At 64.5% G+C, this 24,530-nt stretch carries 10 protein-coding genes; 7 read left to right on the forward strand and 3 right to left on the reverse strand.

What is annotated here, in order from left to right:
- The first annotated feature begins 1,025 nt into the window (after window positions 1-1,025).
- Together ACPDIT_RS12635 and ACPDIT_RS12640 are read left to right on the forward strand one after the other, a co-directional pair.
- The gene (locus ACPDIT_RS12635) at window positions 1,026-4,097 is read left to right on the forward strand and encodes an alpha-L-fucosidase (RefSeq protein ID WP_423444028.1); all 3,072 of its coding nucleotides are present in this window, start codon (window positions 1,026-1,028) and stop codon (window positions 4,095-4,097) included.
- Window positions 4,098-5,148: 1,051 nt separating this feature from the next.
- Complete coding sequence (locus tag ACPDIT_RS12640; protein ID WP_423444030.1) at window positions 5,149-7,332, forward strand: excinuclease ABC subunit UvrB; 2,184 nt, start codon at window positions 5,149-5,151, stop codon at window positions 7,330-7,332.
- Between the two features lie 31 nt (window positions 7,333-7,363).
- On the opposite strand, the gene ACPDIT_RS12645 is transcribed toward ACPDIT_RS12640, so the two are convergent.
- Window positions 7,364-10,606, reverse strand: a complete 3,243-nt coding sequence (locus ACPDIT_RS12645) for an excinuclease ABC subunit UvrA (RefSeq protein ID WP_423444031.1) — start codon at window positions 10,604-10,606, stop codon at window positions 7,364-7,366.
- A gap of 1,292 nt (window positions 10,607-11,898) precedes the next feature.
- Between ACPDIT_RS12645 and ACPDIT_RS12650 the strand changes: the two genes are divergently transcribed.
- Both ACPDIT_RS12650 and ACPDIT_RS12655 read left to right on the forward strand, forming a co-directional pair.
- Window positions 11,899-12,264, forward strand: a complete 366-nt coding sequence (locus tag ACPDIT_RS12650) for a competence type IV pilus major pilin ComGC (protein ID WP_423444033.1) — start codon at window positions 11,899-11,901, stop codon at window positions 12,262-12,264.
- Between the two features lie 571 nt (window positions 12,265-12,835).
- Window positions 12,836-13,192, forward strand: coding sequence for a competence type IV pilus major pilin ComGC (locus ACPDIT_RS12655; protein WP_423444035.1), 357 nt, complete (start codon window positions 12,836-12,838; stop codon window positions 13,190-13,192).
- Window positions 13,193-14,828: 1,636 nt separating this feature from the next.
- Here ACPDIT_RS12655 and ACPDIT_RS12660 read toward each other — a convergent pair.
- Window positions 14,829-15,464, reverse strand: a complete 636-nt coding sequence (locus ACPDIT_RS12660; protein ID WP_423444037.1) for a 3-keto-disaccharide hydrolase — start codon at window positions 15,462-15,464, stop codon at window positions 14,829-14,831.
- 1,691 nt (window positions 15,465-17,155) lie between these two features.
- On the opposite strand from ACPDIT_RS12660, the gene ACPDIT_RS12665 reads away from it, so the two are divergent.
- The 3 genes from ACPDIT_RS12665 to ACPDIT_RS12675 all read left to right on the forward strand — a co-directional run bounded on the left by ACPDIT_RS12665 (window position 17,156) and on the right by ACPDIT_RS12675 (window position 23,269).
- Complete coding sequence (locus tag ACPDIT_RS12665) at window positions 17,156-18,475, forward strand: hypothetical protein (protein ID WP_423444039.1); 1,320 nt, start codon at window positions 17,156-17,158, stop codon at window positions 18,473-18,475.
- 208 nt (window positions 18,476-18,683) lie between these two features.
- Window positions 18,684-20,870, forward strand: coding sequence for a catalase/peroxidase HPI (katG, locus tag ACPDIT_RS12670; RefSeq protein ID WP_423444041.1), 2,187 nt, complete (start codon window positions 18,684-18,686; stop codon window positions 20,868-20,870).
- Window positions 20,871-21,667: 797 nt separating this feature from the next.
- Complete coding sequence (locus tag ACPDIT_RS12675; protein ID WP_423444042.1) at window positions 21,668-23,269, forward strand: glycoside hydrolase 43 family protein; 1,602 nt, start codon at window positions 21,668-21,670, stop codon at window positions 23,267-23,269.
- 296 nt (window positions 23,270-23,565) lie between these two features.
- Here the strand turns inward: ACPDIT_RS12675 and ACPDIT_RS12680 are convergent, their stop codons facing one another.
- A complete protein-coding gene (locus tag ACPDIT_RS12680; protein WP_423444044.1) occupies window positions 23,566-24,324 on the reverse strand; it encodes an SDR family NAD(P)-dependent oxidoreductase in 759 nt (252 codons plus the stop codon).
- Window positions 24,325-24,530: the final 206 nt, after the last annotated feature.

Genomic DNA, 24,530 nt, shown 5'->3' on the forward strand with positions numbered 1-24,530 from the left:
AAACTTGCCCGCCTTACCTCGATCGCCACCGACGCAACGCGAAGCCGCGAGCTGGCTCCCGCGAACGCAGGCGCTTATCTCGAGCGTCGTGTCGTCTGCGCGCCGGAAGCCCGCGATCCGGCAGGTTGGGAATCTAATTCGATAGCCGCCGCCGTCGGGCGGCGCACCGGGGGATTCAGAATTCTCAGCCCCGCCCTCAGGTGCAGCCACCGCAGCCGGGCACGAGCTTGCAACTTCTTCCACCGACTTCCGTCGGTGGCTGGCAAGCTTCTTCGAGGTCCGCCGATTCCCATCGGCGGCTACCAAATTGGGCTCCGCCGACTTCCGTCGGCGGCTACAGGTCAGTTTCTGCGTGTTCTGTGTGATCTGTGGGCTTTCCTTGGGCGTAGCCGCCGCCGTCAGGCGGCGGACAAGATCCCGATTTCGGCTGGCCATCGCCCAACCGAGCAGCGCCCTGCGGTAAGGGGATGGATCTCGTGCCGGCCCACCGAGTTCGGTCAGCGGCTCCGGAGTGGTGGATTCGGTGACCACCGCGGGAACGCGGTGGACCATGGATGGATCCGCCGGATTCCTTCGGGGGCTCCCAACTGGCGCCCGCCAGACTAACGGCGGTGGCTGCCGAAGGCCCGTCCGCGTGCCCTGCTCCCGGCCTTTGCAGGCCTGTTCAATCCGACTCCACCGCAGCGAGGGCCGGGTGGCCCACCTTGATCACCCCGGCTGCCTATTCTGCCTGATCTGGCGCCCTCACCGCCGTGCTCCGTGGCTTCTCCGAGTACCGCGAGACACACGAATCAGAAAGCGTCACCAGCGGTTCACGCTCCGCCTCCAGAGAATCGGGCACCGAACGTCTACGAAACGCGCGGAGGAAACGCGACTGCGCAAAAAAGTTGCTTCGCGTTCCGCTCCGGTTTTACACCATCAGTTGCCCACGGCATTCGCGGGGACGGGCAGAGCGAGCGGACCGGGCCCGGGATGGCGCTCCCGCCCGTACTGCGAGCCGGCGGCCGAAAGGATTGTCCGTGACCATGAAACCGATGCGCGCTTCTTTCCCGTGGCTGTGGCTTGTCTTTGCTGCTTTGGCACTGCCCCCGGAAACCGGCCTTCGAGCCCGCGATTACACCCGGGAATCGCCCGAGGCGAAGGCCCGGCGGATGGCCTGGTTCGAGGCCGCGCGGTTCGGCCTGTTCATTCACTGGGGGGTCTATGCCGTGCCGGCCGGCGAGTGGCAGGGCAACACCAACTACGGCGAGTGGTTCCTCGAAGAAACCCGCATGCCGGTCTCCCAATACGAACGATTTGCCGATCAGTTCAACCCGGTGCAGTTCGACGCGCGCGCCTGGGTCCGCGCCGCCAAGGCGGCCGGAATGAAGTACATCGTGATTACCAGCAAGCATCACGACGGCTTTTGCCTCTGGGACTCCGCGGAGACCGACTGGGACATCGGTCGCACCCCGTTCGGCCGGGCAGGGCGCGATCCACTCAAGGAACTGGCCGATGCCTGCCGCGAAGAGGGTCTGCGGCTGTGCTTTTATTACTCGATCATGGACTGGCACCACCCCGACTGGGGCACGCGCCGTCCCTGGAACGACCGGGCCACGGGGACGCCGGACATGGACCGCTACGTGGCCTACATGAAGGCCCAGCTCAAGGAGCTTATCACCCGGTACGGTCCGCTGGGAATCCTCTGGTTCGACGGCGAATGGGAGTCGCCCTGGACCCATGAGCGCGGGGTGGACCTGTACAACTACGTGCGCAGCCTGCAGCCGGACATCATCATCAACAACCGCGTGGGCAAGGGACGCGCCGGCATGCAGGGTATGGACCGGGGCCGCGGCGTCGGCGATTACGGCACGCCGGAGCAGGAAATCCCGGCCACGGGATTTGGCCCCGGCGTGTATTGGGAATCGTGCATGACGATGAACAACCACTGGGGGTACAACAAACACGACCACCATTGGAAATCCGCGCGCACATTGATCCGAAACCTCGTGGATTGCGCCAGCAAGGGCGGCAATTACCTGCTCAACATCGGTCCCACGGCGGAAGGCACGTTTCCCGAACCCAGCCTGCAGCGGCTGCAGGAGATCGGCCGCTGGATGGAACGGAACGGCGAATCCATTTATGGGACGAAGGCCAGCCCGTTCGAACAGCTTGCGTTCGGTCGGTGCACCCAAAAGCCGCTGCGGGACGGAAACACGCGGCTTTATCTGCACGTGTTCGATCGACCTGCCCATGGCCGGTTGATCCTGCCCGGCCTGGTCAACGCACCGCTGAAGGCCTGGTTGCTGGCCGACGGCACCCCGCTGCCCGTGCGGTCCGAAGAACAGGGCCTGGTCATCCCGTTGCCGGACCGTCTGCCGGATCCTGATGTGACCGTGGTGGCGGTGGAGATTCGCGGCAAGCCGCGCATCGTCAAACCGGATCCGTACGCGGACGAGACCCCGGCGCAGCGCGACGCGCGCATGCGCTGGTGGCGCGAGGCACGCTTCGGGATGTTCATCCACTGGGGCGTCTATGCCGTGCCGGCCGGCACCTACAAGGGCCAGCGCATCCCCGGCATCGGCGAGTGGATCATGAACCGCGGGAAAATCCCCGTGGCCGAATACCGCGCATTCGCCCGCTCGTTCAACCCCATCTTTTACGACCCGGATGCCTGGGTGCGCCTGGCCAAAGAAGCCGGCATGAAATACATCATCATCACCAGCAAACACCATGACGGGTTCGCGCTGTTCGATTCGAAGGCCAGCGATTGGGACATCGTGGACGCCACGCCGTATGGCCGCGATCTGCTGCTCCCCCTGGCGGCGGCCTGTCGCAAGCATGGGATCAAACTCGGCTTCTACTACTCCCAGGCTCAGGACTGGGTCAATGGCGGTTCGGCCGCCGGTGGCAAATGGGATCCGGCCCAGCACCGCGACATGGACGAGTACATCCAGCAGGTGGCGGTACCGCAGGTGCGCGAGATTCTCACCCGCTACGGCGAGTTCCCGGCGGTCCTCTGGTGGGACACCCCGGTGGACATGAATCGGGAGCGGGCCGATCAGCTCATTCGCCTGCTGCGGCTCAAGCCGGGCATCATCCACAACAACCGCCTCGGCGGCGGTTATCGCGGCGATACCGAAACCCCCGAACAGTACATCCCCGCCACGGGCTATCCGGATGGCCGGGATTTCGAGGTTTGCATGACGATGAACGACACCTGGGGGTACAAGAGTTACGACCACAACTGGAAGAGCACGGAGACGCTGATCCGAAACCTGATCGACATTGCCAGCAAGGGTGGGAACTACCTGCTGAACGTGGGCCCCATGGCCGACGGGCGCATTCCGGAGCCGAGCATCCAGCGGCTGAAAGAGATGGGCGCGTGGATGAGGGTCAATGGCGAGGCCATTTACGGGACGCGGGCCAGTCCGTTCCGACGCCTGCCCTGGGGCCGCTGCACCACCAAACCCCAGGGCCGTCACACGATCCTCTACCTGCACGTGTTCCAATGGCCTGCCGATGGACGACTGGTCGTGCCCGGGCTGAAGAACCCGATCCAGCGGGCCTGGCTGCTGGCGGACCGCCGCGCCAAACTCACCGTGACCCGGACCGACGGACAGCAGGTGATCACCGTGCCGACCACGGCCCCCGATCCCATCGCCACGGTCGTGGCTGTGCGGATTGCCGGTCGACCGGAGGTCGAGCCCCTGCCGATCTATCCGGAGGCCGACGGACGCCTGCGCCTGGACGCCATGGAGGCCAACCTGCACGGCAGTCGCATCCAGTACGAGTCCGATCGCGCCAAACGCTGCATCGGATTCTGGACCGACCCGGCCGACTGGGTGGATTGGGAGATCCAACTGGATCAACCGCGGCGCTACCGGGTCACGGTCGAGACGGCGGCCGAGGCGGAAGGTGCACGACTGGTGTTGCGCGCCGGATCGGCCGCGTTGCAGGCCACCATTCCGCGTACGGGCGATTACACAAAATTCCAGCGCACCGAGGTGGGGGTGATCGAGCTGCCGGCGGGCCGGTACCGGTTCGAAGTTCGTCCCGTTGCGGAGGGATGGCGCCCGGTCAACTTGCGCTCGATTCAGTTGCGTCCCGCGGAGTGAAACAGTCCGCGCCGGGCCGGTGCCGGCCGGGTGCAGCGGCGACGCACCTCCGATGAATGGCCGGCCGGCTCTCGCCAACAAAAGCCCACGGAACACGCGAGACGCGCAAAAGCTGCTCGTGGCCGCCGACGATGGCCGGCGGAACCGAACTCCGTAGCCGCCAATGTGAATCGGCGGATTGCTCCGTGGTCAACCGCGTTCCCGCGGTGGCTACCAGGTCTCCCACTCCATAGCCGCCGACGTGAGCCGGCGAAGCCCAATTTGGTAGCCGCCGATGGAAATCGGCGGGTTTCAAAAAATGGCCGATTGCGTAGCCGCCGATGGGAATCGGCGGACCTCAAAGAAGCATGGTAGCCACCGACGAAAGTCGGTGGAACAAGCCGCAAACTCGCGTCCGGCTGCGACGACTGCCCCCCGAGGGCGGAGCTGCAGATTCGAAATCCCCGTCCGCCGCCTCACGGCGGCGGCTACGCGGAAGGAAAGCCCACAGAACACACAGAACACTTAGAAGCTGATTTGTAGCCGCCGACGGAAGCCGGCGGAACCCAACTCGGTAGCCGCCAATGTGAATCGGCGGATTGCCCCGTGGGGTCCACCGCGTTCCCGCGGTGGCTACCAGGTCTCCCACTCCATAGCCGCCGAGGTGAGCCGGCGGAGCCTGATCTGGTAGCCGCCGATGAAAATCGGCGGGTTTCAAAAAATGCCCGATTGCGTAGCCGCCGATGGGAATCGGCGGACCTCGAAGAAGCTTGCCAGCCACCGACGAAAGTCGGTGGAACAACCCGCAAACTCGCGTCCGGCTGCGGCGACTGCCCCCCGAGGGCGGAGCTGCAAATTCGAAATCCCCGTCCGCCGCCTCACGGCGGCGGCTACCAAACGCCCCGTAGCGAAGGTCGCTTTACTTGGTGTATCACGGGCTTTCAGCCCGCGGACGTGGCGGGTTCGAAAACGATCCTGATCGCCGAGACGGCCCGAGCGCGCAGAGCCGCATTGCGCTCGGACGGAGGACGGGGCGTTGACGGACTCGAGGCGCGGGCCTACGGTCGGATTTGTGGAGTTCGAGTTGGTGGCACCCTACAAGCCGGCGGGCGATCAACCGCAGGCCATCGAAAAACTGGTGGAGGGACTGGAGGCCGGGGCGCGGCACCAGGTCCTGCTGGGAGTGACCGGCTCCGGCAAAACCTTCACCATCGCCAATGTGATTGCCCGCGTGCAGCGGCCCACCCTGGTGATCTCGCACAACAAGACCCTGGCCGCGCAGCTGTACGCGGAGTTCAAGGGGTTCTTCCCGCGCAACGCGGTCGAGTATTTCATCAGCTACTTCGACTACTACCAGCCGGAGGCCTACATCCCGCGCACCGATACCTATATCGAAAAAGACTCCAGCATCAACGAGGAGATCGAGCGGATGCGGCTCTCCACCATGAGCAGTTTGTTCGCGCGGCGGGATGTGATCGTGGTGGCCAGCGTGTCATGCATTTACGGCATCGGCAGCAAGGAAGACTACGAAGCGATGCTGATCCACCTGCACGTGGGCCAGGGGATGAGCCGGGAGCAGCTGCTGGAACGGCTGGTGGCCCTGCAGTACAGCCGCAACGACATCGCCTTCCAGCGCGGCCACTTCCGCGTACGCGGCGACACGGTGGAACTGTGCCCGGCCTACAGCGAAGAAGCGGTGCGAATCGAGTTTTTCGGCGACGAAATCGAGCGGCTCACGCGATTCGATCCGTTGACAGGGCGGAAGCTCGACGAGCCGCGGCACCTGACCATCTTCCCCGGAAAACAGTTCGTGACGACCGCCGACAAGTTGAAGCGGGCGATCGTGAGCATTCGGGAGGAACTCGAAGAGCGCGTGGCCTGGTTCGAAAAACAGGGCAAGCTGTTGGAGGCCCAGCGGCTCCGAATGCGCACGGAGTACGACCTGGCCATGCTGGAAGAAATGGGGTTTTGCTCGGGGATCGAGAATTACTCGCGGCACATCGCCGGCCGGCCACCGGGATCGCGTCCCTGCACGTTGCTGGATTTCATGCCGCCGGATTACCTGCTGGTCATCGACGAGTCGCACGCGACCCTTCCGCAACTGGGCGGCATGTACGAGGGCGATCGTTCGCGCAAACAGACCCTGGTGGATTACGGATTCCGCCTGCCGAGTGCACTGGACAATCGGCCGTTGCGCTTCGATGAGTTTCAGGCGTTGCAGGGACCGACCATTTACGTGAGTGCGACGCCGGGGCCGCGGGAACTGCAGTGGGCCCGCGAAGACGCCCTGCGAAGGGCCGGCCGGAAAGTGCAGGTGCAGGGCGTGACCCTGACAGACGACCGAGCGCCGGACGAGGCCCCCGCCGGGGCAGAGGCAACCCCCATGCTGGCCGGCCCCATGCCCGGCGTGGTGGAGCTGGTGGTGCGGCCCACGGGACTGGTGGACCCCAAGGTCACGGTGAAACCCCTCAAGGGCCAGATCGACGACCTGATCGAGGAATGCCGCAAGCGCGCCGAGGCCGGCGAACGGGTGCTGGTGACGACGCTGACGAAACGAACGGCGGAGGAGTTGACCGATTATCTGCGGGAAATCGGCATCCGGGTGCAATACCTCCACAGCGAAATCGACGCACTGGAGCGGGTGGAAATCCTGCGCGCCCTGCGCAAGGGCGAGTTCGATGTGCTGGTGGGCATCAACCTTCTGCGGGAGGGGCTCGATTTGCCGGAGGTGTCGCTGGTGGCGATTCTGGACGCGGACAAGGAGGGTTTTCTGCGGAGCGAGACCAGTCTGATCCAGACCGCGGGTCGGGCCGCGCGACATTTGAACGGGGAAGTGATTCTGTACGCAGACGTGATGACCGAGAGCATTCGGCGCTTTTTGGCGGTGACGGAGTACCGGCGCCAGAAGCAGCTGGAATACAATCGCAGGCACGGCATCACGCCGCGGAGCGTCCAGCGTGCGGTAGAGGAAAGTCTGGGGGCGCGGGAGGCGACCCGACAAGAAGCCGAGTCGGTGCTGCGCGAGACGGGCGGGGACGTGGATTTGACGGAGACCATCGAGGAGCTCGAGGCCGAAATGCTGGCGGCGGCCGAGCGACTGGAATTCGAGAAAGCGGCCCTGTTGCGGGATCAGATTCGGGAGTTGAAGCGCATGCTGCAGCCGGGCGGGACGCCATCCACCGTGTCGGCGCGCACCCCACGATACCCAAAGCCCCGCGCCGCTGCCCGAGGGCGCCGGCCCGCGCGGAAAACGTAGCGCACCGCGCCGGTGGGCGACTCCGGGCGGCTCAGGGGCCGGACGACTCGACCCGCAAAACCGATGGGGGGAGCACCGCGCGCAGGGCTCGTCCGGTGTGACTGGCCGCGCAGGCGGCAATTTGCTCGGGAGTGCCGATGGCGACAATTCGCCCGCCCTCATCGCCCGCCTCGGGCCCCAGGTCCACGATCCAGTCGGCGCACTTGATCACCTCGAGGTTGTGCTCAATCACCAACAGCGAATGGCCGGCGTCCACCAGACGCTGGAAGACCCCGAGCAACAGCCGAATGTCGTCGAAGTGCAGGCCCGTCGTGGGCTCATCGAACAGGAACAGCAGACCCCGGGCGTCGGACGGTGAAGCAGTGCCGGCGGACCGGTCCGGGCCGGCGGCGGGCAAGGGGCTCGCAGCGGGCACGGCAGCCAGGTGCCGCACGAGTTTGAGTCGCTGACTCTCCCCACCGCTGAGGGTGTTCAGCGGCTGGCCGAGTCGGAGGTAGCCGAGACCGACGTCCTGAAGGAGGCGCAGGGCCGTGCGCGCTTTTTGGGCATGCGCCTGGTCGCCGAACCCCTCCAGCCATGCCAGCGCCTCGTCCACGGTGGCTTCTAGGAGGTCGGCAATGGTCCAGGCGGGCGCACCGCGGGGAGCCGGCGGAGCGAGCTTGACCTGGAGAATGTCGGGCCGATATCGCCGACCGTGACATTCGGGGCAGCGCACGAAGACATCGCTGAGGAACTGCATTTCGATTTTTTCGAATCCGGCGCCGCGGCATCGCTCGCACTGCCCCTGCGCGGAGTTGAAGCTGAAGGCCGAGGCGCGATAGCCCCGGGCCTGGGCCTGCGGCGAGGCGGCGAACAACTCGCGCAAAGCGTCGAAAGCGCCGCTGTAAACCGCGGGATTCGATCGCGGCGTCCGCCCCAACGGCGATTGGTCCACCCAGGTCCATCCGGCCAGATGTTCCCAGCCTTCGAGAGGAGCCGTGTCGGCAGCCCAGCCGGCCGGGGTGTCGCCATCGGCGTCGCTTTCCAGCCCCGGGGATTCGGGTTCCCAGTCCGCGGCGTGCGTTTTGCCTTCGGCCGCCGGGAGTCGCGCGGCGAGTGCGGGTACGAGAACGTCGCGGACGAGGGTGCTTTTGCCGGAGCCGCTCACGCCGGTAATGCAGACGAACCGGCGCAGCGGCAGGGCCACGGTCAGGTCCCGCAAGTTGTGTCGGGTGGCGTGGCGGACGACGAGCCAGGGGATGGAGGATTCGGCTTCGAGCGGCGCGGGCGCGTCATGGAGCGCGAGGACACGGGACTGATCGGAATTGCAAGAGCGGGCTGGGGCTGCCGCGCCCGGTTCCGGGGGGGTCGGAACCGGCCGGCGCACAGGGATGGGGATTTGACGACGGCCGCTGAGGTATTGGCCGGTGAGCGAACGCCGGGATCGGAGCAGGCGGGCGTAAGTGCCCTGAAAGACGATCTCCCCGCCATGAGCACCCCGGCCGGGCCCGAGTTCGATGAGATGATCGGCCGCGCGAATGATGCCGGGTTCGTGTTCCACCACCACGACCGTGTTGCCGGCGTCGCGGAGGCGCTGAAGGATGCCCACGAGTCGCTCGGTGTCGCGCGGGTGCAGACCCACACTCGGCTCGTCCAGAACGAAAAGGGTGTTGACCAGTTGGGTGCCGAGGCAGGTGGTGAGATTCACTCGCTCGGTCTCGCCCCCGGACAGGGTGCGCGTGGGACGATCGAGCGTCAGGTAACCGAGGCCCACTTCGACGAGGTACCGGAGCCGGGCGAGGACCTCGTGCAGCGCAATCGCCACGGGGTCGTGCGGACGCAGGGGATGGGTCCGGGCGATTTGTTCCAGCAGTGCCAGAGCGTCCCGCACCGGCAGGGCGTAAAAGTCCGCCAGGGTCAAATCGGGTTGACGCGCATCGTCGGCAGCGGACCCCGCGGCGGCCGGGCGAGCCAGCCGATAAAGCAACGTTTCCGGTCGAAACCGTGTGCCGCGACAGGCAGGACACGGCACATAGGCACGGTAACGCGAGAGCAGCACGCGCACGTGCATCTTGTAGGTCTTGGTCTCGAGCCACCGAAAGTAGCCGCGCACGCCGTACCAGGCGCGGGGCCACTCGTGTTCCTCGTCCTTGCCGTAATCGGGATCGCCCTCGACGATCCACTGTTGCCACTCGGGTTTGAGCTGGCAGAAGGGGACGTCGGTGGGGATGCCCATCGCCCGGCACATGCGCAGCAGGTCCCGTTGACATTCGAGGCCCATCCCGCTGAGCCAGGGGCGAACCACCCCCTGCGCCAGGGTGCGAGTGGGGTCGGGAATCGCCCGACGGTAATCGATGGTGATGATGCGACCGAACCCCTTGCATTCCGGGCAGGCGCCCATGGGATGGTTGAAGCTGAAACGGGCGGGCGTGGGGTCGGGGTACTCGAGATTGCACCGGGCACAGTGACGGCGTTGGGAAAACAGCAGACAGGCGTGCACGGTGGGGGAGACAGTTCCGGAATCGGCGCGGGCGCCGGAAGGTCGAGAAATCAGTCGGATGGTGACCTGGCCCCGGCCGAAGTGGTACGCCTGTTCGACGGCCTCCAGGAAGCGGGCGCGTGCGGCGGGCGTCAGCCGGATGCGATCCTGCACGATGGTCAGGCAGGTGGGCTGAACGGCTTGGGTCGCCCAGTGTTCCTGCAGGGTCTCGAGGCGCCAGATCCGGTCGTCCCACCAGAGGCGTTGATATCCCTGGCGCGCCACGAGGCCGAGGGATTCGTCCAGAGACATCCGGGGCGAAAGGGGAAGGTCGAACGTGACCAGCGCCTCGCAATCGGGCCGGCGCGCCGCCTCCGCCTGCGTCGTTTCCCAGACGCGCTGGGGGGTGTCCACCTGCACGGGCTGGCCGCATTGTTGGCAGTGCAGAGTGGCCAGGTGCGGCCAGAGAACCTTCATGTAGTCGCAGATTTCCGTCATGGTCCCGACCGTGGACCGGGTGGTGCGAACGGTGTTGCATTGTTCGAGCGCGATGGCGGGCGGGATGTTCTCGATGCTGTCCACGGCCGGCTTGTCCATCCGCTCGAAGAACTGTCGCGCGTAGGGGGAGAAGGTCTCGATGTACCGGCGCTGGCCCTCGGCGTACAGGGTGTCGAAGGCGAGCGAGCTCTTGCCCGATCCGCTCAGGCCCGTGATGACGATCAGCCGGTGCGCCGGCAGGTCCAGGTCGAACCCCTTGAGATTGTTCTGCCGGACGCCGCGCAGGCGAATGGGCGGCAATGTCGATCGTCGTGCCATGTGAAAGCAGGGAAGATTGTGCCCGATGTGCGATTGTCAATAGAGCTTGTGCGGGACCGTGAGCCCGCAAACGCGCCTCCATCGGAAGCAAAACCCGCTGACGCAGGTTTCCTTGCCCGGCCTGTCGCGGGCTTCCAGCCCGCCGAATACGCAGAAGAAAAAAGCCCACAGAACACGCAGAAGCTGACCTGTAGCCGCCGACGGAAGTCGGCGGATGGCCCCGTGGTCCACCGCGTTCCCGCGCTGCCGACCGGATCCGCCACTCCGTACCCGCAGAGGGGAATCAGCGGAATCCTTTGTGGTAGCCGCCGCTGGAAAGCGGCGGACCTCAAAGAAGCGTGGTAGCCACCGACGAGAGTCGGTGGAACAAGCTGCAAATTCGTGCCCGGCTGAGGCGACTGCACCCCAGGGCGGAGCTGCAAATTCAGAAACCCCCGTCCGCCGCCTCACGGCGGCGGCTGCGCGGAAGAAAAAGCCCACAGATCACGAAGAAACTGACTCGTGACCGCCGACGGAAGTCGGCGGAACCCAACTCGGTAGCCGCCGATGTGAATCGGCGGATGGCCCCGTGGTCCACCGCGTTCCCGCGGTGGCTACCATACTCCCACTCCGTAGCCGCTGAGGTGCGCCGGCGGAGCCTGATCTGGTAGCCGCCGATGAAAATCGGCGGACCTCACCGCGGTAGCCCCCGAAGAAAGGCGTTGGATCACCCCTCGATCCATCACGCGGTCCCGATGGCCGGCACGGTGCGGAGCCGAACTCCAGTCCCCCGAGACGCCGCTTCCCGGCGGCGGCTGCCAAATTGCAGCAAGACCTCAAGGCGGTGCGGATCATCGCAGAGAACGAGTCGAGAATCTGCGGACTCCAAGCGGATCGCAATGCTGGCGGGCGCAGGCTTTCGGCCGACCGGGTTGCGATCTTTCGGGCCATCCGATTGAGCCGACCTGCCCGCCGGGCGCTTGCATGGGAAGTGCCCTCCACCGGGGGCCCGACCGGGGCCTCTCGGTCCTCGAGAACTGTCCAGCTCTGGGACACGAGTGTCCTGATCCCGGGGGTTCTCGAGACACCCCGAGAACGCGAACTTCGGGGCTTGGACGAGGGTGGAACGCTGAAATCGGGCCGAATGGCCCGGTTTGGCTCCCGATCCCGCCACTTTGCGGGACTGGCATTCGGAATGCTGTTCCGCCAGGTGCGGTTGCGATCGGCAATGAAGCGAACAGCACCGTCCTGATGGAGTTGAACCCGCCGATCGCGCTGTTCGCGCCGCACTGGAAAGAAAGGCAGACACAGCTATGAAACTGAACACCTATCGTCGCACCGGTGCGTTCACGCTGGTGGAAATCATGATCGTGGTGGCCATCATCGGCCTCCTCGCCGCCATCGCCATCCCGAACTTTGTGAAGGCGCGGGAAACCTCTCAGACCAACGCGTGCGTGAATAATCTCAGGCAGATTGATGCAGCTAAAGATCAATGGGCACTGGAGACGGGGCAGGCGACGGGTGCCACGTGCAACATGAGCAACATTGTGGTTTATCTCCGAAAAGAACCCAGGTGCCCTGTTGGAAATGCCGCATACACTGTAAACAACATTGGAACCTCTCCTGCGTGCACGAGCACTAAGGCGTCGGAGCACAACACTGCATACGCCGGATCGTAATGCGATTCAGATAACGGTCTTACACGAGCAGACCGCTTCCGCAGGACTGTCTGTCAATGTGGCTCGGGTCCGAAAGGACTTGGGCCACATTGGTTTTGCAGCGACCGCAGCGATGGAGAACGATTCTTCAGTTGCGGCCGTATGCTCTTCACACGTGGAAACTTCGGATAACCAGCTCTGCTCGCTGCGAGCCTCACTCTGGGCAGGCGGAACAGTGCGCAGTTGGTCAAACTCTGACACGATTACGGCCTCTTCGGCATTTGCCCTGCAACGAAGAGGGCGGGCTTTTTATTGCGACGATAGGAGACCCGCCAACGGAGCGTCGTGAACTCGGCGGATCTCGGCTGGGGCGAAGCCACGTATCGACCCTTACTCCCAAGCGGAACTCGGCCCCTGGTGGGACACGCGTAAGGCGGGACCCAAGGCCGGTTGGCTTGGAACCTGCTGCTGAATTGGAGTGCCTTGGTGGGCGAGGATGGAGACGAGACTGTTCTCATTGAATCCAATGTATGTCGGCTCGCCTTCCAGGGACTGGCTGCGACGACAACAACCGGGCATAAGGTGAAGACCTATGAAGGCGAGACCCAGAGCCACCAGTGGGTTCACGCTGGTGGAAATCATGATCGTGGTGGCCATTCTCGGCCTCCTGATGGCGATTGCGATTCCCAACTTCGCGCGGGCGCGCACGCAAACGCAGAAGAACATCTGCGTGAGCCATTTGCGGGAAATCGACAGCATCAAACAGCAGTGGGCACTGGAAAAGGGCAAGGCCGAGGGAAGTGATGTCGCTGAGGAAGACTTGATTCCCTACTTCCGGGGCAGTCGTTGGCCCGAGTGCCCGGCAGGTGGACGCTACGAGATCAACGGAGTAGGCGAGCACCCCACCTGCAGCTTGGGCGACAGTCTCGGGCACAAGCTCGAGGATTGAGTCGCCGCGCGGTCGCGTCGCCGGTGCCCGGTGGTCGGGGGCGCGGGCGGCTTCTGCGGGAGCCCGCGGTCGAAATGTTCGTGGCGACCTGGCTGCGCATGGGGCCGCACCCTGCTGGGCAGGAGTGCTCGCGGATTCCACTGCTCGAGTGGCCGGGTCAGTGCCCAGGCCGGCCGTATCGCTGGCCGGGTTCGGGTTTGGTTGCTCGGTTAGCCTGCCGGGTTCAGCGGAGCACAGAACCTGGATCCACTGGAGCATCGGAAAGCCGGCATTGTCACGAGCAGACGACTTGCGGCCACGGTGCGGCAAGGGGCGACTCCCGGCACCGCGGGCTACCAGCCTGCCGGATCGCAGACCTCCGCTTTGCGGGCGCTTCGGGAAAGCAAACGAAGCCGCGTCACCACGATCGCCACGACCGCGGCGCGACGCCGCGAGCGGCCTCTCCCCGTGCACATGCACGCGTCCCGGGCTTCGTGTCGGCCACGGACTGGAAGACCTCGATACAGCACGCTGGAACACTTGCGCTGCAATGTATTCTGTAGCCGCCGCCGTGAGGCGGCGGACTCGCCGGATCGGAATTGAGTTCCGCACCTCCGACGGGCGGCTAGTCGGCTCCGCGATGCATCGAGGCGTGATCTACCCACTTTCGTTGGCGGCGACCCCATCGAGATCCGCCCATTTTCCTCGGCAGCTCCGCAGTTAGACATTTCTTGAAATCCGCCGATTTCCATTGGCGGCCAGACGGGATTCCGCCGACTCCCGTCGGCGGCTACGGAGTGGGAGTATGGTAGCCACCGCGGGAACGCGGTGGATCACTGGGCCATCCGCCGATTCCCATCGGCGGCTACCGAAGTTGGGTTCCGCCGACTCCCGTCGGCGGCTACAGGTCAGCTTCTGCGTGTTCTGCGTGATCTGTGGGCTTTTCTTCCGCGTAGCCGCCGCCATAAGGCGGCGGACGGGGGTTTCTGAATTTGCGGCTCCGCCCTGGGGTGTAGTCGCCTCAGCCGGGCACGAATTTGCGGCTTGTTCCACCGGCGTTCGTCGGTGGCGGGCGAGCTTCCTCGAGGTCCGCCGCTTTCCAGCGGCGGCTACCACAAAGGTTTTCGCCGATTCCCCTCTGCGGGTACGGAGTCGCGGATCTGGTCATCACCGCGGGAATGCGATGGACCATGGGGCCATCCGCCGATTTTCATCGGCGGCTACCGGGTTGGGCTCCGCCGACTTCCGTCGGCGGCTACAGGTCAGCTTCTGCGTGTTCTGCGTGATCTGTGGGCTTTCCTTCCGCGTAGCCGCCGCCGTGAGGCGGCGGACGGGGGTTTCCGAATCTGCAGCTCCGCCGTGGGGTGTAGTCGCCTCAGCCGGCCACGAATTTGCAGCTTGTTTCACCGACTCCCGTCGGCGGCTACAAGTCAGTTTCTGCGTGTTCTGTGTGATCTGTGGGCTCTTTTCTCGGCGGGTTCTGTGGGCTTTTCCCTTTTGCGTATTCTACGGGCTGGAAGCGCGCGATACGGCAGGCTGGGCACCTTGCGCTCCTGACCGGCAGGCGGCGCAGCGGCTCAGTGGGCTTCAGGTGCGGGCTCGGCTGGCGGCTCCGACCTGGCACGGGCTGGTGCCGGCCCCGCAAAACTGGACCGGATCAGTCCAGCCGCTTCACCCGAATGTTGCGGTATCGCACGACGCTGTTGGGGTCGTGCGCCTGCAAGGCAAAAGTACCCTCCCCCAACTTGCGTTCGAAGGGCCGACCCGGTTGTGCGCCTTCGGGCTCCACGTATTGCAACACGGTCACGCCGTCCACCTTGACCGTAATGGTGCGGCCCTCGACGATGATTTCCTGGGTCCACCACTTGCGGTCCTGCGAGAAGGCATGGCCGATGTTGACGATGCCGTACAGGCTGCCGGTCTTGATCCAGTCGCTGTGGGTGCAATTGACCTGGGACTCGAACCCGCCGCGCGGCCAGTCGCGCTCCTGGTAGCGGGTGTGGAAATAAATCCCACCGTTGGAACCCGGCTCGGTCATGACCTCCACCTTCAGATGGAAGTTCTTGAAGGGCCTGCCGTCGCCTTCGTAGAAGAGATGGGAACGCGGCCCGCGCGCCACAAAAGCCCCGTCTTCGATCGTCCAACTGTCCGGATTTTCAACCGATTTGCGCCAACCGTTGAACGTCTTGCCGTCCATGAGAGACACGAATCCCGGCTCGACTTCGGCGGCAAGGACCACGTTCGCCATGACAACACCGGCGAGGACTGCACTGGTCAAGCATCCACGTTTCATGAGGCGGGAAGGTAATCCTGCCCCGCCTTATGACAAGCTCAAACGTGGAGTCGGCATCCGTGCCGTGGGGCGGCCGGCGCTTTGAACACAGCCATTGCCACAGGCATCAGCCGGACTCGTCCCTGCCGACTTCTCCGCGTCGCCCGAGTTCCTCACCAGCGACGCGGGGAATCTCCACCGTGGGCCGATCGTGCCGGCCCGCACGAGGGCCTTCAGTGGCCGGTTTCCGGATTCTGTCGAGAGTGTCATGCGCTGCCGTGGGAGCCGTCGGGCCGGGAGCGGAGCCATTGTGGATCCGGCGAACCTTGTCAAACCACCCCGAGCCCTTCTGCAGAGGGGGCTCCGACAAGCCCGACGGTCGCCAAGCGGTCCGGCCGTTCCCCGATCTGCATCGAGATCCGGGGGCGGCAGATGGAAATCCGCTGTGGCCCTCCCAGGTCCGATGCCCGGTGAAGCCGAACAAGAACTCGAAGAACCTGTTCGCTCGGGACAGTCACCTGGCCGATCGGCGAGTGAAAAACTGCTTGTCGGAAGTGGGAGCGTTCCCGGCTCCTCCTGATCGGGCCACGATGTGTCAGGGGGTGCGAGGAGACGGGGATGGAGAGCCGCGCGGGTTGTCGCATTTTTTGCATGTTCCGCTTTTGGTAAAAGCTTCGCCTTGCGACAACGCAAAGCCGATCGTAAAAACCTGGCAGGAAAGCCTGGCTAGCGGGGCCGCAGGGTCGGACGCCCGAAGGCAACGTTCAGGACGTTCGTTCCACCAACCCGCAAGAGCGATGCGCGGAGAGGAAAACCCATGAAAGCCCTCAATCCCATGACCCGGTGTGATGTTCGCTGTCTGACCATCGTACTTGCAGTTGTGCCGTTTCTCCAGTGAGTGCGGGGACAGTGCTTCAGGACGGAACCACCGCCTCCGTATGTTCCAGCGGAATGTTCCTGAAGTGATCTTGCCTTTGATTGTTACGCGTCCAAAGATGGGCATTCGGAGACTATTCGGTTTGCGTCGGTGCCGAGGAGGGAATCTCGGGTTGCACACCCCCGCATCGGAAAGTCGTCCTGGCAACGGCGAACTGCGCGGCCACGTTGAATCCGGTGGGTCTGCTTGCCTGCATTCTCTCGCTCATCCTTGGCGGGGTAGCCTGTCATGCAACGGGCATCTGCATCGTAGCCGGCCAGCCGGTGCTTTCGGTGGCCTGTGCGGCGGCGATCATGGCTTGTCCGGCCAGCGTGGGTTGAACCCTCTTGGAGTGTCGTTACTGCAACCTGTTTGACTGCGGTCCGGACATGGACACTTACAACGAAATTTATGCCGAGCACAGCATTGCCGTGGGCAATCCCTGCCCCAAATGAGAACCACACGTATTGTCAGCCCCCGAAATGAGCACAGGGCGCGCGCTCTGAGTGAGAATCTCGGTCGGATCCGCCAGTGGAAGGCGATCCGGGTGATGACGAAGTTCTTGGGGAAGCGGACGATCGACCGTACCTGGCCCGTATGCCGTCCAGTCATGGGAAAGTCGTTGAAAAGACCGTTGTCCCACGGTGTGAGCGTTGGTTCGAGCCAACGACTCCAGGATGGACGTGATGTCGTACGGCGGGGAGGTGGAGAGGGAGCTGGGCAAGGGAGCCAGCGTGCAAGCGGCTCTGCGCGCTTCCCGTGGCGCAGCCGGGCCTTGAGATGTCTGCTGCTTGCCGTGACGCTGCAGGCACTCACGGGAGACGGCGCCGAGACAAGCCCGGACCACGTGCCAGTCGTGGAGCGATTGATGCTGTCCTTGTACACTCCGCCCTTCGACTGGAATCGCGAGATGACCGATGTGCTGGTGCTGTCGTGCATCCTTCGCGACAAGCAGGCACTGGAGCAAATGGCGACCCGGCTGGTTGAGGAATGCCATACGAGACCTGAGGAAATGAATCGTCTCCTGGCCCGGGTGACAAAAGACCTCTGGTTCACGAATCGGGCTGTGATTCGGACGCAGGGGCGGCTGCAGTACCTGACTCCGGGCGTGCAAATCGTCCGCGAACGCCTTTATGACCGCCATGCCCGATGGGACATCCACTTCCAGCCACCCGAGGATTTGATTCGGTCGTTGACGCATGGCGAAATCGAGACGGACCCGTTCTATGAGTTGAGCTTGGGCAATGAGTGCATCGACCCCGCGGGGCCAACTTGGCGTCGGTATCACGTGACCTGGCCGGACGACCTCTCCATAAGCCTTGGGAATGAGATGTTCGAGTACCCCCAGCGTGTCGCTCTGCGGATTCACGACCTGACGCCCCTGCTCAGCCTGAATGTCATGCTTCAAACGGCGGATCTCGAGAGCGTCAAAAAGGTGGCCGGGGAGAGGGATCGTCGAGACGCGGCGCACTCAGTGCCGTTGTGGCAGGTACCGATCCATCGTGAACGGGTTCGGGATCTGGCGGAGGGACGGAGCCGCCTCGGCCCGTGGACATTCCCTTCGTGGAAGGTCCGTCAGGTTTCGGTGGACGACGACCGAGTATGTTGGGCCTCTTACAGCGACGCCGGGGATGGGAAGGTGGCTTCGATTGGCTTCGTGGTGAGCTGCGAGAACATGCAGCGCCGATACCTCGCCTGGCTGCGCGACGGCCACTCAGGCCGGCTGGATGAAGTCTGTGCGTGGAATTACGACCGTCAGGGTCGGATGACGCACTATTTTTACTTTGCGCGGAACCTGCAGGGCGGACTCGAAGGGGCCGCATGTCGAATTCTGCGCTTCGAAAAAAAGGCCCCGGACCTTGACGTGTTCCGATTCGATCCGGGCGCGTTTCGAGTGGTGCATGACCGCACCGGGCCCAAGCCGATCCTGATCGTGGAGGGCCGAAGGCAGGAGATTCGGGAGAACCCGCAGCTAGATCCAATGCGCGGGGTTTCCTCGGGAGCGGCGCGTTGGCAGTGGGTGCGCTGGGCGATGCTGGGGCTTGCTTTTGCCTCCACGGCGGTGGCCGTTTGGGCGGTGTTGCGTGGCCTGCGACGGCGCGACCCGGCTGCGTGAGACTCGAGCCGCAGCGTCGCTCGGAACCTCGTGGGTCCGCCGGATCGCACGGCCCGGCCTCCGCGGCCATCGTTGCGCCATAGGCAACGCCTATGGGCGCCACAGGGAAAAGGTATTTCCGCAGCCGGCGCACTTCTGATTGATTGGGTCCACGTTGAACGAGCACGAGAAACCAACAACAAGAGCACTACACACAACGGAAACTCGCATGAGCACACCATCGCAATGTCCCTTCCACCAGGGCACCGCCGCAGTGGCCGGCACCGGTCCGACGCTGCTCGATTGGTGGCCCAACCGCCTGCGCGTGGACCTGCTGCACAAACATTCCTCGAAATCCAACCCCATGGGACCGGATTTCGATTACCGCAAAGAATTCCAGAGCCTGGACTACTTTGCGTTGAAAAAGGATCTGGCCGCTCTGATGACGGATTCGCAGGACTGGTGGCCGGCGGATTTCGGGCACTACGGCGGCCTGTTCATTCGCATGGCCTGGCACAGCGCGGGCACCTACCGCACGGGCGACGGGCGCGGCGGCGGTGGACGTGGCCAGCAGCGCTTCGCACCGATCAACAGTTGGCCCGACAACGTGAGCCTGGACAAGGCGCGTCGCCTGCTCTGGCCCATCAAGAAAAAGTACGGTCGCAAGATATCGTGGGCCGATCTGATGATTCTGGCGGGCAATGTGGCGCTGGAGACCATGGGCTTCAAGACCCTCGGCTTCGCCGGCGGCCGGGAAGATACCTGGGAGCCGGACGAGGACGTGTACTGGGGCAGTGAGAAGACCTGGCTCGGCGACAAGCGCTACAGCGGAGACCGTGAACTCGAAAAACCGCTGGCGGCGGTGCAAATGGGGCTCATTTATGTCAACCCCGAGGGCCCGAATGGGAAGCCCGACCCGGTGGCCGCGGCCCGGGACATTCGCGAGACCTTTGCCCGCATGGCCATGAACGACGAGGAAACGGTAGCCCTGATCGCGGGCGGGCACACCTTCGGCAAAACCCACGGTGCCGGCCCGGCCTCGCACGTCGGGCCCGAACCCGAGGCTGCGCCGCTGGAACAACAGGGCCTGGGTTGGAAAAGCACGTTCCGATCGGGCAAGGGCCCCGACACCATCACCAGCGGACTCGAGGTGACCTGGACGCAAACACCCACGCGGTGGAGCAATTACTATCTCGAGAACCTGTTCAAGTACGAGTGGGAGCTGACCAAGAGTCCCGCCGGGGCGTGGCAGTGGGTGGCCAAGGACGCGCCGGAGATCATCCCCGACGCGTACGATCCCAACAAGAAACACAAACCCACCATGCTCACCACCGATCTGGCCCTGCGCTACGACCCGGTGTACGCCAAGATCGCGCGTCGGTACCTGGAGAACCCGGACGAGTTTGCCCGGGCTTTTGCGCGGGCGTGGTTCAAGCTCACCCACCGGGACATGGGGCCCCGGTCTCGATATCTGGGACCGGAAGTCCCGCAGGAGGAGTTTCTCTGGCAGGATCCGATCCCGCCGGTGAATCACAAGCTGGTGGACGCGGCGGACGTCGCCGCGCTCAAACAGACGATCCTGGCCAGTGGTCTCACCATTCCGGAGCTGGTGTATACGGCCTGGTCCTCGGCCTCCACGTTCCGCGGCAGCGACAAGCGCGGCGGCGCCAACGGGGCGCGCATTCGACTGGCCCCGCAACGGTTCTGGGACGTCAATCAGCCCGCGCAACTCGGGCGCGTGCTGCAGGTGCTCGAGCGGATTCAGGCCGACTTCAATCGCTCGGCTGCGGATGGGAAGCGCATTTCGCTGGCCGACCTGATCGTGTTGGGTGGATGCGCCGCCATCGAGCAGGCGGCCCGAAACGCGGGTTACTCCATCACTGTGCCCTTCGACCCGGGTCGCACCGATGCCTCCCAGGAACAAACGGACGTGGAGTCGTTTGCCGTGCTGGAACCGATCGCGGACGGATTCCGGAACTATCTCAAGGGTCGGTACACCGTGCCCGCTGAGGCCCTGCTCATCGACAAGGCCCAGTTGCTGACGCTGACCGCGCCCGAGATGACCGTTCTCGTGGGCGGCATGCGGGTGCTGGGCGCCAACTACGGCGGGACCCGTCACGGCGTGTTCACGGATCGTCCGGGGAGTCTGACGAACGACTTCTTCGTCAACTTGCTCGACATGCGGACGGAGTGGAAGCCCACGAGTCCCGAGGCTGAACTGTTCGAGGGCTACGATCGCAAGACCGGTGCCCTGCGGTGGACGGCCACGCGGGTGGACCTGGTGTTCGGTGCCAATTCCGAGCTGCGCGCCGTGGCGGAGGTTTACGGAGCCGACGATGGTCAGGAGAAGTTCGTCCATGACTTTGTCGCGGCCTGGCACAAGGTCATGAACCTGGACCGGTTCGATTTGCACTGACGCGCAATCCGCTTGCGCGGTCCGTGCATGGGCGGGCCTGGAACCGGGCCGAATCCCCGGTTCCAGGCTTCCTGTTTGGTTAAGCGGGGGTGGCTTTCGAAGGAAAGAACCAGCCGCTGATCTGTCCCGGCCCAGGATCTGCCATTCCCGCCGGTACCAAAACCCGTCGGCACGCGAGGCCCGAGCAACAGGAGAACGCAGGTCGGGCCGCCCCCCGTTTGCCGGGGCCTCCGGCGGTCTTCGGCTTTGCTGTCGCGCAGAGAGCGTTCTGCTCGGGCGGAGCAAAGTCAGCCCCTGGCGCGGGTTCGAATTCGGGTCGGCTTCGACCGGCGCGTGCAAGGTCGAAAAGGGCACGTTGCCACGATCCATGCCTGCGGGTGCGGGGCGATCTGCAATTGCTGGTTTGCCAGTGTCCAAGGCCCGGTTGGGCGCTTCTGGAACGCCAAATCCGTGGCTCGGAGTGCCGTTGGCTTCGTTTCGTGGCATTCTCAGGGCGCAGCCCAGGGGAGGAATGGGATGTAGGAGCCGCCCGTCCGAGGTGAAGTCAAAGCCGTGCGGGGCGCCCCAGAAGCGGCTATGGGGACCACGCCTGCCGGACCCGAAGCTTCCGGCATCGACGGCGCTGCCGGGGCCCCGTCTTCGCGCTGAACGGGCGACCAAGCACGGGCTGCAGGGCCCTCGTGCAACAAAGCTTGTATGTGCGGCGGCGGATGGCTTAGCTGCAGGGCATGAACAGCGTACGGGCGGATGGTTTGGGATGGAGGACAGGGCGAACAGCCAGAGCCCTTCGCGCCCTGATGAGATCGGAAGTGTTGCGCCGGACGCTGACGTTGCTCCCCGGCTTGGGACTGTGGGCTTGCGGCGCCGGGTTGTTGGTTGCCCCGGTGGCAGGACAGAACGCGCGCAACCCCGTCATTTGGGCGGATGTGCCGGATGTCGCCGTGATCCGGGTCGGCGACACATATTACATGAGCAGCACCACCATGCACATGAGTCCGGGGCTGCCCATTATGAAGTCCCGCGATCTCGTGAACTGGGATTTGGTGAGCTATGCGTATGACATCCTAGAAGACACGGACGAACTGGCCCTGCGCAACGGTAAGAATGCGTATGGCGGCGGTTCCTGGGCCAGCAGCCTGCGGTATCACGAGGGGACGTACTATGTAACCACGTTCTCGCACACGACGGGCAAAACCTACATCTACCGGACGCGCGACATTGAAAAGGGGCCCTGGGTGGCGACGTCGTTCCGTCCCGCTCTGCACGATCACTCTTTGCATTTCGAGGAGGACGGTCGTGTGTTCATGGTCTATGGGGCGGGCGACATTCGATTGGTCGAGCTGCAGCCGGACTTGTCCGGGATCAAGCCGGGCGGTATCCACCAGATCATCATCACCAATGCCAGTCGCGTGGCTGGTCCCAACATCGGTCTGCCTGCGGAGGGCTCCCAGCTCCGGAAGATCCGTGGCAAATACTATTTGTGCCTGATCACCTGGCCGCGGGGCGGGATGCGCACGCAGCTCATTTTCCGGTCCGATCGCTTGACCGGGCCTTACGAGGGTCGCGTGGCCCTGCAGGATCAGGGGGTGGCCCAGGGCGGACTGATCGACACGCCGCAGGGGGATTGGTATGCGCTGTTGTTTCAGGACCACGGCGCCGTGGGGCGGGTGCCGTTTTTGGTGCCGGTGAAGTGGGAAGAGGACTGGCCGGTGCTGGGAGTGAATGGTCGGGTTCCGAGGGAACTGCCGATCCCGGCCGGGCGGGGCGGGTTGGGGAACCTGGTGGTTTCGGATGAATTCGAGCGGAATCCGGGCGAGCCTCTTCTCCCCTTGGCCTGGCAGTGGAACCACAATCCGGATCCGCAGGGATGGTCGTTGACCGCCCGGCCCGGGTGGTTGCGCCTGACCACGACGCGGGTGGACCGGGAGTTCGTTCAGGCCCGCAATTCTCTGACGCAGCGCACGTTCGGTCCCGAGTGCACGGGCACGGTTCGGCTGGATGTCCGCGGGTTGCGTGATGGCGATTATGCCGGCTTGGCCCTGTTACAAAGGCACTATGGACTGGTCGGCGTGACACGCACGGACGACGACTTGGCCGTGGTGATGCTCGACGCTGCGACAGACTCTGTCCAGGAGCGGGAACGCGTGCCGTTCCGGGGCGAAATCGTTTATCTCCGCGCCGAATGCGATTTCCGGGAGCGTGCGGACACGGCCCGGTTCTTTTACAGCCTCGATGGCAGGGAATGGAAACCGATCGGTGTTCCGTTGCGCATGCGCTACACTCTCCCCCACTTCATGGGGTATCGATTCGCTCTTTTCTGCTTTTCCACGAAAACCCCCGGCGGTTTTGCGGACTTCGACTATTTCCGAGTCGGACAGCAACGGCTGGGGAGTCCGTGATCGGCTGCAGGAGAGGGGGCATCGTGGACCGCTATCGAAGCCGGCTTTGTGCCCGGTCGAGTCCCGGCTCGCTCCGTGTGACCCTTTCCCGGGCGTGCCGGCGCGCGGCGCGCTGGCGGAGCGGGGATTGACCAGGCACCCTGGCGAGGCCATGTCGGTGTGAGGATGCGAGACAATGGCGTCGCCCCTCGAGCACGGAACGCTGCCTCGCTTCCGGACGCCGTGGCGTTAACTGCGTTGCGGCGTGGCCCACCCCGGATTGCGGAGGGCCAGCCTGTGCGTGGTGCGGCGGCGATTTACTGGGCGGTCCAACCGCCGTCGATCCGGATGTCCGTGCCCGTAATCCAACCGGCTGCCTCGGAACAGAGATAGAGCGCCAGAGCGGCGATTTCTTCCTCCCGCCCCCAGCGGCCCAGAGGGATGCGCGCGGTGAATTCGCGGTTGAGATCCGGGTTTTCCAACAGGGGCCGGTTCATCTCGGTTGCGACCGGGCCCGGACTGATGCCATTGACGGTAATGCCCTCGGGCGCCAGTTCCAGGGCGAGGGCCCTGGTAAAACCGAGCAAGCCGGTTTTGCTTGCCGCATAGGCGGTACGGCCCGGCAGTGCCACATGGCTCATGATGGAGGTCAGATTGAGAATGCGGCCGTAACCTTGACCGCGCATGAGGGGAATGAAAGCCCGGCACACCAGGAAAACGCCGGTCAAATTCGTGTCCAGCACCTGACGCCACTCGGGCAGTGTGAATTCGGTGATGGGCTTGCGGATGTTGATGCCGGCGGAGTTGACCAGAATATGCACCGCACCGAATGCGGCGCGCACCTGCTCGGCCGCTGCAGCGACCTGGGCTTCTGAAGCGACATCGCAAGGCAATGCAAGGGCACGGCGGCCGGTGGCCTCGATTTCTCCCGCGACGTTGCGCAACGCAGCGGCGTCGCGGGCCATCAGAACGACGTCGGCTCCTGCCCCGGCCAGGGCCCGGGCAATGGCGCGGCCCAGACCCCGACTGGCCCCGGTGACGACGGCAACTCTCCCCGACAACGATCTGCAGCTCATAGGAGAAAGGAGTGTGACGGCCCCGCGCCAACGCGCCAATTCGAAAGAGCGGAGATCTCCACGCTCGGCGGGTCTGGGGAAAAGCGAGTTGCGACGGGGGCGGTCCGGCAACCGGTCCCGACTTTCAAGGAGCGCAAGCCACGGCTCACCACGCGGGTGAAGGCACAAGGAACGTGCGATAAAGGGAAGGCCTGGGTGCGAAAGAA

It is taken from the genome of Limisphaera sp. VF-2 (assembly GCF_049537125.1).
Lineage (GTDB): Bacteria > Verrucomicrobiota > Verrucomicrobiia > Limisphaerales > Limisphaeraceae > Limisphaera.